The sequence below is a fragment of the Janthinobacterium sp. 17J80-10 genome, from assembly GCF_004114795.1.
Classification (GTDB): domain Bacteria; phylum Pseudomonadota; class Gammaproteobacteria; order Burkholderiales; family Burkholderiaceae_D; genus Paucimonas.
In genome coordinates, this window is record NZ_CP035311.1 from 2,366,963 (window position 1) to 2,379,767 (window position 12,805).

Annotated in this window: 12 protein-coding genes; 6 read left to right on the forward strand and 6 right to left on the reverse strand. The window is 57.6% G+C overall.

The window, feature by feature from the left end; all coding sequences use genetic code 11:
• Window positions 1–24: 24 nt before the first annotated feature.
• From tssK to EKL02_RS10555, 6 genes are all read left to right on the forward strand, one after another.
• On the forward strand, window positions 25–1,374 hold the full coding sequence (tssK, locus tag EKL02_RS10530) for a type VI secretion system baseplate subunit TssK (protein ID WP_128902007.1): 1,350 nt from the start codon (window positions 25–27) through the stop codon (window positions 1,372–1,374).
• Window positions 1,371–2,144, forward strand: coding sequence for a type IVB secretion system protein IcmH/DotU (gene icmH, locus EKL02_RS10535; RefSeq protein WP_241687688.1), 774 nt, complete (start codon window positions 1,371–1,373; stop codon window positions 2,142–2,144). The genes tssK and icmH overlap by 4 nt, the downstream gene beginning before the upstream one ends.
• A 60-nt stretch (window positions 2,145–2,204) precedes the next feature.
• Complete coding sequence (locus EKL02_RS10540) at window positions 2,205–4,994, forward strand: type VI secretion system Vgr family protein (RefSeq protein ID WP_128902008.1); 2,790 nt, start codon at window positions 2,205–2,207, stop codon at window positions 4,992–4,994.
• Between the two features lie 33 nt (window positions 4,995–5,027).
• On the forward strand, window positions 5,028–6,461 hold the full coding sequence (locus EKL02_RS10545) for a hypothetical protein (protein ID WP_128902009.1): 1,434 nt from the start codon (window positions 5,028–5,030) through the stop codon (window positions 6,459–6,461).
• Window positions 6,462–6,466: 5 nt separating this feature from the next.
• Window positions 6,467–7,402 (forward strand): hypothetical protein, encoded by a 936-nt coding sequence (locus EKL02_RS10550; RefSeq protein ID WP_128902010.1) that lies wholly within the window; start codon window positions 6,467–6,469, stop codon window positions 7,400–7,402.
• Between the two features lie 220 nt (window positions 7,403–7,622).
• Window positions 7,623–8,033, forward strand: a complete 411-nt coding sequence (locus tag EKL02_RS10555; RefSeq protein WP_128902011.1) for a hypothetical protein — start codon at window positions 7,623–7,625, stop codon at window positions 8,031–8,033.
• A gap of 48 nt (window positions 8,034–8,081) precedes the next feature.
• Here the strand turns inward: EKL02_RS10555 and EKL02_RS10560 are convergent, their stop codons facing one another.
• From EKL02_RS10560 to mltG, 6 genes are all read right to left on the reverse strand, one after another.
• A complete protein-coding gene (locus tag EKL02_RS10560) occupies window positions 8,082–8,753 on the reverse strand; it encodes an ankyrin repeat domain-containing protein (protein ID WP_128902012.1) in 672 nt (223 codons plus the stop codon).
• A gap of 36 nt (window positions 8,754–8,789) precedes the next feature.
• On the reverse strand, window positions 8,790–9,569 hold the full coding sequence (locus tag EKL02_RS10565; RefSeq protein WP_128902013.1) for a TatD family hydrolase: 780 nt from the start codon (window positions 9,567–9,569) through the stop codon (window positions 8,790–8,792).
• 36 nt (window positions 9,570–9,605) lie between these two features.
• Window positions 9,606–9,983, reverse strand: a complete 378-nt coding sequence (locus EKL02_RS10570) for a PilZ domain-containing protein (protein WP_128902014.1) — start codon at window positions 9,981–9,983, stop codon at window positions 9,606–9,608.
• Between the two features lie 16 nt (window positions 9,984–9,999).
• A complete protein-coding gene (locus EKL02_RS10575) occupies window positions 10,000–11,043 on the reverse strand; it encodes a DNA polymerase III subunit delta' (protein ID WP_128902015.1) in 1,044 nt (347 codons plus the stop codon).
• 73 nt (window positions 11,044–11,116) lie between these two features.
• The gene (gene tmk, locus EKL02_RS10580; RefSeq protein ID WP_128902016.1) at window positions 11,117–11,725 is read right to left on the reverse strand and encodes a dTMP kinase; all 609 of its coding nucleotides are present in this window, start codon (window positions 11,723–11,725) and stop codon (window positions 11,117–11,119) included.
• A gap of 15 nt (window positions 11,726–11,740) precedes the next feature.
• Window positions 11,741–12,730, reverse strand: a complete 990-nt coding sequence (gene mltG / locus EKL02_RS10585) for an endolytic transglycosylase MltG (protein WP_128902017.1) — start codon at window positions 12,728–12,730, stop codon at window positions 11,741–11,743.
• Between the last annotated feature and the right edge of the window lie 75 nt (window positions 12,731–12,805).

Genomic DNA, 12,805 nt, shown 5'->3' on the forward strand with positions numbered 1-12,805 from the left:
CCCGACACTTCCACTACGCAGACAATGAATCCACTTTCGAAAATCCTCTGGGGCGAAGGCCTGTTCCTGCGGCCCCAGCATTTCCAGCGCCAGGACCTCTATCACGAGACGCGCCTGACCGAGTTCAGCCGTGCGGCGCATCCGTACCTGTGGGGCATTCGCTCACTGAAAATCGATACCGACGCTTTGGCCTCCGGCATACTTCGCGTGACCGACCTGGGCGCCATCCTGCCCGACGGCGAACTGGTGAACGCGCCCGGCAGCGATGAATTGCCGCCGCCAGTCAACCTGGCCGAGATTGAGAACATAGGCAATGGCCTGATTTTTTATGTTGCCCTGCCTTACCTGCGCGATTTTGGGCCGAATTTTTCCACACAGCGGGAAACTGCCGGGCAGGTGCTGCGCTACTACCAGCAGGAAGAAGTTGCGCCGGACCTGTACACCAATGCCATCGAATCGGAAGTCTCGGTACTGAAGAAATCGCTGCGCCTGATGTCGGAACGCGACAACCGCGAGCAGACCATCTCAATTCCTGTAGCACGCGTGCGCTCCAACAGTTCCGGCGGCTTTGAACTGGACCAAGGATTCGTACCGCCGTCCTTGTCGATCAAGGCAGCGCCGCACATTTTCCTGATGGTGCGGCGGCTCATGGAAATCCTGCAAGCCAAGGCGCAGGCCCTGTACGGCTACCATCGCGAGCCGTCGCAAAACATCGTCGAATTCCGCTCGGGAGATATCGCCTCCTTCTGGCTGCTGCATACGGTCAATACCGCTTGCGCTTCACTGCAGCATCTTTACCATCATCCTGGCCTGCACCCGGAACGTCTTTTCCATGAACTTCTGACGCTGGCCGGTCAACTGCTGACGTTTTCCAAGGCATATACGCTGGCTGACCTGCCGGTCTATAACCACGCCAGTCCCGGCCCGGAATTCTTCAAGCTCGACCAGATCATCCGCGAGCTGATCGAGACCGTCATTTCGGCGCGCTACTTCAATATTGCGCTTACTGAAACCAAGCCCGCATTCCATCTGGGGCGCATCGATTCGGAAAAAGTCACCAGCAATGCGGCGTTCTATATTTCAGTCGCCGCCGACATGCCGCCTGCGGAACTGGTCGAGGCCGTGCCGCAACGGATCAAGATTGGCGCACCTGACGACGTCGAAAAAATCGTCTCCTCGGCGATGCCTGGCGTGCGCCTGATGGCCGCGCCCCAGGTTCCGGCCTCGATTCCGGTGCGCCCTGGCTGCTACTATTTTTCGGTGGAACCGCACGGCCCGCTGTATGAACGCATGGTCGCTGCCCATGCCATCATGATTTATGTTCCCGCCGTCTTCAAGAACATCAACCTCGAACTGATCGCCGTCACCCAATGAAAATCAATACCATTGCGCCCTCACTGTTTGCCGAAGGCACCCCGCTGCGCCCGGATTCCAGCCACGCCAAGGGCTCCCTGGTCGACATGCTGCACGACGGTTTCTACCTCTTGCTGCTGTTAAAAAACCGCTACGTACCGCGTGACGCCGCCCAGTTCGCGGCACAGGTACGCCGCCTGCTCGATAGCTTCGAGCGCTCCGCCCGGCAGAGAAATGTCTCGGTCGATGATATCTACGCGGCCAAATATGCCTTCTGCGCGGCCGTCGATGAAACCATCCTGTCGATCGACTCTCCCATCCGCGACGAATGGGAACGCTCGCCGCTGCAGCTGATCCTCTTCGGCGACCAGCTGGCCGGCGAACATTTCTACAGCGAGCTCGAGACGGTCCGGCACCGCGGCGCTGCCAGCGTGGAGACGCTTGAAGTTTTTTACATGTGCCTGCTGACTGGCTTCCAGGGAAAGTACATGCTGGAGAGTAAAGAAAAGCTGAATTACCTGATTGCCACACTGGACAAGGAAATTGCCCACCTGAAAGGCAAGCGGGCGCAGTTTGCACCGCACTGGAAATCCCCGGACAGCATCAAACACCTGATGCGCGCGGAGATCCCGCTGTGGATCGTCGGCGCCGCGTTCGCCCTGTTCGCCGTGGCGATTTACGCCACACTCAACTGGTCCCTGGCGCAGCACACCAACACCACGCTCGGAGACTACTTTGACATCATCAAACTGGCGCCCAAAGTCGCCAACATCACGATCAGTCTGCCCTGACTTGCATTGACCTGACCAGTAGCGCATCGTTTCCACCTTACTTACGCGGAGCCGCAAGAGATGCCAGACGATTCCGGTTTAGCTATATCGCAGCGGCCTGCCGGCCACACCGGCTTGACCGGCTCGGGCCGCCACGCATTCCTGCAAAGCCTGTCCCAGAATGACCGATTATTGACGCTTGAAACACCGCTGGACGCGGCCGCCTTGCTGGTCGAGCGCTTTTCCGGGCGCGAGGGCATGTCGGAACTGTTTCGCTTCGAACTCGATTGTCTGTCCACCTCGGCCGATTTCGAACTCAAGGCGCTGACCGATCAGGAAGTGACATTGCGCCTGTTGCGCGCCGACGGCACCACGCGCGCTTTCCACGGCATGGTTACGTCTTCGCTGCAGCTGGGCAGTGACGGCGCGCTGACGCGCTACCGCCTGACGCTGGCGCCATGGATGTCGCGATTGACGCAGCGGCGCGACAACTACGCCTTCCAGGACAAGAACGTGCTTGAGATTGTCGAGGAAGTCCTGCGCGATTACGCCATCGCCAGCTATCGCTTCGACGTCAAGGCTGCACTGCCGACACGGTCAGTCACCATGCAATACCGCGAAAGCGATTTCGACTTCATCGCCCGCCTGCTGGCCGAAGAAGGTCTGAATTTCTATTTCACCCACGATGACGACCAGGGCGGGAAATCTACGGGAGCATCATGCGACGCAGTCGAGCGCAAGGAGGGCCAGGCCCGCCACCGCTTTGTAGTCTTCGACGACAACGCGTTTCTTGTCGCCGGCGAACAGGCGTCGATCCGTTTCAACCGGGCGTCCGCCACGGAAACGGTCGATACCGTCACACAATTTGGCCAGCGCCATGCAATACACGCCAATGCCGTGCTGCTTTCCAGCTGGGATTACAAGAAGCTGGCGGCTACCGCAGCCGAAGACGTGACTGGCGATGCACCGCCGAATGTGCCGATGCTGGAAATCCATGAAGGCGCCGGCGCCTACCGCTACACCGACGATGCTGAATCCGCGCGCATTGCCCGCGCACGCGCCGAATCGCTGCAGCTTTCCCATCATGTCCGCCACGCCGAAAGTTCGGTGCGGGCACTTGCAGTGGGCTCCTGGTTCACCCTGACCGGCGCCGACCATGAATCCATCGACGGCGACAACGAATTCGCCGTGCTGACGATCGAACACAGCGGCGCCAACAATCTCTTTGCAGGCATGCCGCACCTCGCCAGGCAAGACAGCGCCGAGCCCGGCACCTACCGCAACCGTTTCACCTGCGTGCCGCGTACGCTGCCGATCCGACCGCGCTACTGGAAGCCGAAGCCGGTCGCCCCGGGCGCCCAGGTGGCGCTGGTGGTCGGCGTCGCTGGCGAAGAAATCACCACCGAGCGTGACCACCGCGTCAGGATCCAGTTCCCCTGGCAACGCGGCGAGCAGGCCGCATCCGGCCAGGGTCTTCATCCAGCTAACGCGAATGCCCCCGGCAATGAAAGTGCCGGCACCTGGGTGCGTGTGGCCGAAGCCGCCGCCGGCGCCAACTGGGGCGGCAATTTCATTCCGCGCATCGGCCAGGAAGTGCAGGTGGATTTCATCGCCGGGGATATCGACCGCCCCGTCGTCACCGGCCAGGTGTACAACGGCGCGGATGCCCCGCCCTTCCATGGCGGCGATAACCATCCGGGCGCGCTGGCGGGATTCAAGTCCAAGGAATATGCCGGCGGCGGGTTCGGGCAATGGGTGATGGATGACACGCCGGGGCAACTGCGCCAGGCGCTTTCGTCCAGTTATGCCGCCAGCCAGCTGAACATCGGTTACCTGATCAGGCAGAACGGCAATGTACGCGGGAGTTTCCGCGGCACGGGGCTGGAAGTGGCAAGCGATGCCTGGGGCGTTCTGCGGGCGAAGCGCGGGTTGTTCGTCACCACTGCACAGCGCGCCCAGGCAGTCTCGAGCCAGCTCGATACCGGGGAGGCTCAGGGGAAGCTCAGGGCCGGAAAGGACCTGGCGAATGCCTTGTCGGATGCCTCGGTGCAGCACCAGGCACTTGGTTTATCCACGGCGGAGGGCTTGCAAAAGCTTGCCGACACACTCGACGGCAAGGACACCGCCGATGGCAATGAGGCGCCGGCCTTTTCCCAGCCAGTGAGCTTACTTGATAGCGCCGCCGGCATGAATGTGGCCACGCCGGCCTCCAGCATCGCCTACGCCGGGCAGGACCTGACCCAGACGACCCATCTGGCCATGCGGGTGACCGCCGGACAGGCCGTCTCTGTCGTGTCGGCCAGAGCGGCATCGCTGTTTGCCCATGCGGGCGGGGCCAAGGTCATTGCCGGCAATAGTCCGGTAACGGTGCAGGCCCATACCGGAGCAATGGATGTGCTGGCGGATCAGGCCATGACGATCACCTCGTCGAATGCCAGCATCAGGATTCAGGCGAAGCAGGAAATCCTGCTGACCTCCGGCGGCGGATATATCCGGCTCAAGGGCGGGAATATCGATATCCATTGTCCGGCCTCCGTGTCGGTCAAAGGGGCCTCGCATGCCTTCAAGGGCGGCGGCAGCGGCAATGCGAGTTTGCCGTTTCTGCCGGATTCTGCAGCAAAAATTAAAAACTGGATCGCCATTAACTATCGCGATGCAGAGGGCGAGCCGATGGCCGGCTTGGCCTACAAGATCAAGTTCGATAGTGGCGCGGTCATCAGCGGCAAGCTGAATGATAAGGGCCATGCCCGCCACGACAACGTTCCCGAGTCCGCAGCGGCAGTCGAGTATGAAAAGCGTCCAGCAAAGCCGGATGCGCCTTGGGACCCTTTGCAGAAAATGGTCGACATGGCCAATAGCCGATTCAGCTGAACGCGCGATAACACTAAAAAACAATAACTTCCGATGCAAAATCAATTTGAAAATGCGCTGGCATGGTTCGGTGCTGCGCCTACACGCTGGATCAAAAGTGCCAGGCAGGACTTGAGTGCAGCGGCAGAATGGTTATGGGGCGTATTGCAAGGCGATTTCAATGACAATGCCTCCACCGCACAAACAATTACCGGCACGGTCATTTCAATGATTCCGCTGGTCGACCAACTCTGCGACGTGCGCGATGTCGTCGCCAACTGCAGAAAGATCAACGAAGACAGCAGCAATCAATGGACTTGGGTCGCACTGGTACTGACCTTGATCGGATTGTTTCCTACGCTGGGTTCTCTCGTCAAAGGCTGCTTCAAAATCCTGTTTGCTTATGGCCGCAAGGCTGCATTCAAGACCAGCGCCCCGCTGGCAGAGGGCCTGTGGAATTTCAGCAAGCCGTGGGTGGAAACCGGCATCGGCAAACTCAACCAGTTTTTGGCACGTCCTGAAGTGCGCAAGGCGATGGCCGCCTTAAAATGGGACAACCCGTACAAAGAGCTAGCCAGATTCATGCGCGAACTGGCAGGAAAAATCAACACGGCTGCATTAGTGAAGGTGATGGATGAGGTTATCGGTGCTCTCAAGAAGCTGCTCAATCTGGTGCAGAAATGGGGCAGCGCGGCGATGGCGACCAAGGCTGGCGCATTGCTGGATATAGTGATGAAGGTGCGCAAGGACGCCAATGCCAAACTTGGCGAAGTGGTCAAGCCAGTGCAGGATTGGCTGGATCAGCTTGCAAAACGATTGGATGTTGAGGCGGAAAATAATTATCGGGCGGCGACCAAATCGGTGAATGGACATACGTTCAGCCGGACTACGCTTGATACGGAAGTTGCAGCAATTGAGAAAGCAAAACCGACGTGGGTGGATAAAACGAAGGACGTAACGCATAAGCCTGCAAAAGAAGCTCCTATCCAAGATGGCTGGCCAGATTTGAGTGACGTAGCAAAAGGCCCAACTAAAAGTAAATATGACACCTTTGAAGCAGGAAAAATAGAACCGGTAACAATTCCGCCTGGTGAAACTTTATACCGGATCGTCGATCCCGCTTCCTCGGACAATAATATCTGCTGGATGCGCAAAGCCGAGTTCGACAAACTCAAAAGTAAGGACGAGTGGCGCAGGAAATTTGCTGTGTGGGGCTACTGGAACCATAATGGTGAATTTGTAACTTACACAGTGCCGCCCGGCAAAGGGTTAAACGTTTGGGAAGGTACTGTAGGGACGCAGGAACTTAAAGGAAAGCCAGCTTACAAGTTGGAAGGTGGCGCAACCCAAATCGTACTAGATCCAGCGCATCTGAAGCAGGAACACATAGGTATACGTCAAGCGACAAACTGGGGCTACAGCAATTTTGGCGAAACTACCGATCTGGTCGGAGTGCCGATTTTGACCAATAATTGGCATCAAGGATAATTACCATGGCAACGCCACTAATACCGCAAGAAATTTTTCTACTGGAACGCTACATCTCGCTGGAACGGTTCAGAAAAATGCGCGATGCATGGCGAGACATGCTCAACTATGTAGAAGATTTGCTGAATCGTTTTGTCCACAATCTTCCGCCCGAGTATCGTAGTCGACCGTTGCCGGAACAGCCGGATATTGTCTGGGGTGAACGGGTGCTGCCGAATTTCCGGGATACCATGCGATTATTGGATGATGGGTACATCAAACTGTCGCACGGCGCCTATGAAGCACTAGGTTGCGCGTGCGGCATCACTGGCGACATCCGTGGTCAAAGCGAATTCTGGTCGGGATGGATGAACCAAGTTGAATCCGGCGCAGAAGATAAGTATTACGAACTGCTATTTTTGGCAAATCGCTACGCTAAACCTATTAATATTACTTCTAGCGGCATATGGTCACCGGGTGATTTGACAACGAACTACGATGGAATATTAAATGAACCGCTTAACCCGCCATCGACATGGCCAACATATCGGCTCAATCCAAAGATAAGGGTAAAGAGTGGTGACCGCACGCCGCAGACCGGCATTTATTTACCTGATGTCGATAATAGCTTCCCGACGTTGCTGATTAGTTCGGACGATGACATGATAGGTGAAGCCAATAAAGCATCAATTTTTCCACAAAAAGATAACAGTGGCTACGTCCCCGCTACCTGGACACTCGTTGAACGAGTTACCGACAAAAGCGACATTCCGTCCGCCCCCTCACTTGTCGCACCAACCCGTTTGCGTGTCGAAGGCGGCCAGCCCTGTCCGCAAACTGGCTTTTGGTTTACTCCAGCGCAAATGAATTCCCGTCGCCATTTCAAGGAAGGCGACGTTATGCCGATGCTTGGCTCTGATTATGGATCAACCATTTGGCAATGGGATAGCAAGCAATCTTAAATGCCTCACACCAGAATATTAATGAATTGACATTTAGAATCTCCCGCATGCCATAGTGGCGGCGAAAAGCTCAAGTTTGAACATGGGGGGCGGTGTTTCCTGGACTGATTGCAACCCGGCAGGGTCATGCCTGCTTCGGTAAACGGCCGCAGATTAATCTCGCACCGCCCGCTGCAAAATGGTATAAATATTGCCAATATGCAGCTGTTGCGGAGCGACAATGAAAGACATCCCCTTCGAAAAAACGTCGGTCGAAGACATAACCAACACGACGTGGCAAGAGTTACCGCCGTCTAAATCGCTGGACAAGATCTGGGAAACCCATCGCTTTCCGAAATACGAGTCGAAGCCCGACATCAAACTGTTGATGCCCTGGGTGCAACAACTGCCGCCGGAACTGCGTCCGCGCCAGTTGGTGATTCAGTATGCCCGCATCGCCCATAAACTGGCGGAATTATGGAAGCATCCGCTTGCGTGCGAAAAATACTTCAATGAATTGATGATCGATAACCGTGGCGACCGTCAGGGGTTTCCGGCCGAAGTGGCGCTTGAACTGGCGGCGCTGCAAGCCTATTTCACCACCAACGTGCTGGTGCAGCATTATTCGGTCTGGGGCGACCGTATCGGCTGAACGCTGCTTGCCAAGGTCATCACTGCTGGCCAAGGTCATGCCTGTCGGCTATAGCTTCCCTGCGCGCTTGAGACGGTAGGTCAAGCCATCGACGATATCCTTGTGCCCGTTGCGTGAGGCAAAATCGAGGGCATTCAAGCCTAACTCATTTTTCACTGCCAGCTCAGCGCCCCTGTCGAGCAGCAGCTTGACCGTCATGATGTGGCCTTCGCCGGCGGCCATCATCAGTGGCGTGGTCTTGTTGGGGGATGATGCATTGACGTCCGCGCCCCTGTCGAGCAACATCTGCACGATATCGTTCTTGCCTGCGGCAGCGGCATAATGCAGCGCCGTCCAGTTCGGGCGGTTGACTTCGGCGCCCTTGGCCAGCAGCAGTTCGACTGCACTGCGGTTACCCTTGTAGGCAGCCACCATCAGGGCATTGTCGCCATTGCGGGCCTTGACTTCGAGGTCGATGTTGCGGGCGTTGAGCAGGGCATTGAAAACCCGAACAGACCCCTCTCGCACGGCAATAATCAGGCCGGTTTCGCCCCGTTCTTCCTCCACCAGATTCGGATCGAGACCGCGATGGAGAAGCGAATTGATTTCGTCAACATTGTCATTCCGGGCTGCGTTGAAAAAATCCTCGAACGCGCCGCTGTACGCTGCCATCGGCATACAGACGGCAATCAGCACCAGCAGGCGTAAACGCCGCAACAGGGAATCGTGGGAGGCAGGCATGGCGTGAAAGTCCTTGTATATCCTGAAAAGCTGCAGTCAGCGGTGAGCCTTGAACAGGTTAAAGAAATTGTCCGTAGTCTGCTTGGCTACCTGTTCCAGCGGAACGCCCTTCAGCTGCGCCACGAACTCCGCCACATGCTTTACCCAGGCCGGCTGGTTCATTCGCCCCCGGTGCGGCACCGGCGCAAGATAGGGGGAATCGGTTTCGATCAGCATTTTTTCCAGCGGGACGGCCAGCGCCACGGCCTGCAATTCTTTTGCGTTCTTGAAGGTGACGATGCCGGAAAAAGAGATATAGAAACCCATCGCCATGGCAGCTTCGGCAACCGCAAGCGACTCGGTAAAGCAATGCATCACGCCGCCTGCGCCGCCCTGGTCTGTCCCCGCGCCCTCTTCCTGCATGATGCGGATGGTATCTTCGGCTGCCGCGCGCGTATGGATGATCAGGGGCTTTCCGGTCGCGCGGGAGGCGCGGATGTGGACGCGAAAACGCTCGCGCTGCCACTCAAGGTCGCCCTCCAGGCGGTAGTAATCCAGGCCGGTTTCACCGATGGCGACGATCTTGGGATGGTTCGCCAGGCGCACCAGGTCGTCCACGCTCGGCTCGGGCGTGTCGGGGTAATCCGGATGCACCCCGACGGACGCATACACGTGCGGATATTGTTCGGCAAGCGCCAGCACTTGCGGAAAGTCCGGCAGGTCGACCGAAACGCAGAGCGCGTGCGTGACCTGGTTGTCGGCCATGGCAGACAACACTTCAGGCATTTTTTCAGCCAGTTCGGGGAAATTGATGTGGCAGTGGGAATCGATATACATGGGCGTTATTGTACGCCCATGCAAGCAGCATTGCGGCTAGAGGGTGTGGGTCGCGCGCGAGGAACCGAGGGCAGCGCCGAGCAGTTCTTCGATGCGCTGGCGGATCTTTGTTCCGGTATCGTCGCCGGGGAAATGCACGCCGATCCCCTGGGCGCGGTTGTTGTTGGCGCCAGCCGGCGTGACCCACGCCACCTTGCCTGCGACGGGATACTTGTTCGGATCATCCATCAAGGTCAGGATCAGGTAGATATCGTCGCCCAGCTTGTAGCCTTTGTTGGTCGGCACGAAAATGCCGCCGTTGACCAGGAAAGGCATGTAAGCGGCGTACAGGGCCGATTTTTCCTTGATCGCCAGCGACAGCACCGACGGCCTGGCGACCGGGGTGGCGGAACTGGCAGCGGGCGTTTCAGCCATGTGGATCCTTTTCTTCTTATCGGGAATACAGCTTTGTATAGTCCAGCAACATGTCTTCAATAAAGAGCTTCGGCGACAGCGGATGCTCTGCAATTGCGCGTCGCTCGCCCATGTCCTTTATCGCTCGCAGCAATGCGGGGGTTTCCACTTGCCCGCCCAGGGCCAGCAATTGCTTTTGGTAACGAGGATAATACCGGATTTTTCCTGAAAGCTTGATAGAAAACAAGTCATAAAGCCAGCGTTGTAGCCATTCGACTTGTTGTGCGGGTGCGGTTTTCAGCATCTTCTCGGCCGTTTTCAGGGCGCCTTCCACCCCGGGACGAGCAAGATGCTGCAGGAATTCCTCCATCGTTTCACGGTTGCCGCTCTCGGCCATTTGCTGCGCCGCCAGCGGCGCGCCGCCCTGCTCGGCCAGCCAGTCTTCGGCATTGCTGACACCTTGCGCCTTTAGCCAGGCAAGAGCCTGGTCAAGTGGTGGCTGATCAAGAGAAAATTTGCGGCAACGCGACAGAATGGTGGGCAGCAGGCGATCCAGACTGTTGGAAACGAGCACAAAGACCGTGTTTGGCGGCGGCTCTTCCAGGGTTTTCAACAAGGCATTTGCAGCCGCGCCATTCAGCGCTTCAGCCGGATACAGCAAAACCACCCGCTTGCCCTGGCGATGGGTGGAAATATTCATGAAATCAGCCAGGGCACGGACCTGGTCGATACGAATATCCTTGGAGGGGGCCTTGGTGGATTTGCCTGTTTTTTTAGGCTCGGCGGCCTCGTCATCCTCGTCGCCGGCGCCGTTTTCGTCGTCCTCGAGCACCTCGGGACGCACGCGTCGAAAATCGGGATGGCTGTATTGCGCAAACCATCCGCAAGACGAGCATTTACCGCAAGCATGCCCTGTTGCATCGGGCGTTTCGCACAACAATGCCTGGGCAAAACCGAGTGCAAATGCGGTCTTGCCAATGCCGGCCGGGCCATGGAAAAGAATCGCATGCGGCAGCCGTGCACGCAGCGATTGCAGCTGGCTCCATGCCGCTTCTTGCCAGGGGAAAATAGCACTATTCATTTAAAATCATAACGATGCATCACAATTAAAGAAATTACCTTCAATTATGATGTAAACCTAAATCCATTAAAATTCAGATAGTTGCAAGCAACTCTTGAAGTTCTTCCTGAATTTTTTCGATGCTTCGGGTGGAATCAATCAGCCTGAAACGTTGGGGAAATTGCTTTGCCCGGCCGAGATAAGCTTCCCGCGTGGCGGCAAAAAAATCTGCTTTTTCCTGTTCAAACTTGTCCGGTTCCCGTGCGGCGTCCAGCCGTGCCCGGGCGACTTCCAGGGGCACGTCGAACAGGAGCGTCAGGTCAGGCTGCAGGTCCGGATGCACCCATTTTTCCAGTACCGCAAGCTTGTCCATCGACAGCTTGCGCCCGCCGCCCTGATAAGCAAACGAGGCATCGGTGAAGCGATCCGAGATCACCCACTGGCCGCGCGCAAGTGCCGGTTCGATGACTTGCGCAAGATGCTCGCGCCGGGCTGCAAACATCAGCAAGGCCTCGGTCTCCAGGTGCATGGGCTCGTGCAGCAGCAGCTCGCGCAGCTTTTCACCCAGGCTGGTGCCGCCGGGCTCCCGGGTCACCACCACGTCGATGCCGCGCGCGCGCAACTGGCCGGCGACGTAGGCAATGTGCGTCGACTTGCCGGCGCCGTCGATTCCTTCGAAGGTAACGAATTTACCCTTGTTCATGCTGTGCAGCCCTGTTCATCGCTGGTATTTGTTAACCGCCCGGTTATGGTCGTTCAGGTTACTGGAAAATTCACTGCTGCCGTCGCCCCTGGAAACGAAGAACAGCGCGTCTGTCGACGCCGGATTGACGGCCGCCGCCAGAGCCGCCGCACCTGGCAAGGCGATCGGCGACGGCGGCAAGCCTGCACGAGTATAGGTATTGTAAGGCGTGTCAGTCTCCAGGTCGCGCTTGCGGATGTTGCCGTTGTATTTTTCGCCCATGCCATAAATGACGGTCGGATCCGTCTGCAGCAGCATGCCACGCTTGAGGCGGTTGACGAATACCCCGGCAATCATGCGGCGATCGGCTTCGGTGCCGGTTTCCTTTTCCACGATCGAGGCCATGACCAGCGCCTCATAGGGCGTCTTGTACGGCAGCGCGGCGTCCCGCGCAGCCCAGGCCTTGTTCAGGCGCTTGATCAGCTGGGCGTGGGCCTGGCGGTAGATCTGGATTTCGCTGGCGCCCTTGGCAAACAGATAGGTGTCCGGGAAAAACAACCCTTCCCCAAGCTTGTAGCCGGGCGCCACCTTTTCCAGCAATTCCCGCTCGGACATCTGCACCGTATCGTGCTTGAGGGCAGGATGGGCGGCAATGGCCTCGCGCATCTGGCGGAACGTCCAGCCTTCGATGATGGCCAGTGATTCCTGGGCAAACTGGCCGCGCACCAGCTGGTCGAGCAGCTTCAGCGGCGAAGTGCCCGGCTTGAGTTCGTAATGGCCTGCCTTGATTTTTGCGCTCTTGCCCGACAAGCGCGCAAGTAACAGGAACAAGGTGGAATTGACTGGCACGCCGGCATCGGCGATCTGGTTCACGGCGCCATTGACGCTGCTGCCCGGCTCGATGGCGAATTCCCGAACTGGCTCGCCGGGCAGCAGAATCGGCGAACTCGCCCAGTAAGTTGTGCCGGCGGCGGCCAATAGCGCCACAACCACGCCCAATACCAGGATTTTCTTGAATAGTCCCATACTTTTCACCTGCTTCTTGCGTGCCACATATGCCCCTTTTGTTTTCGCGCCACACGCCGATTTTGCGCCGCCGAC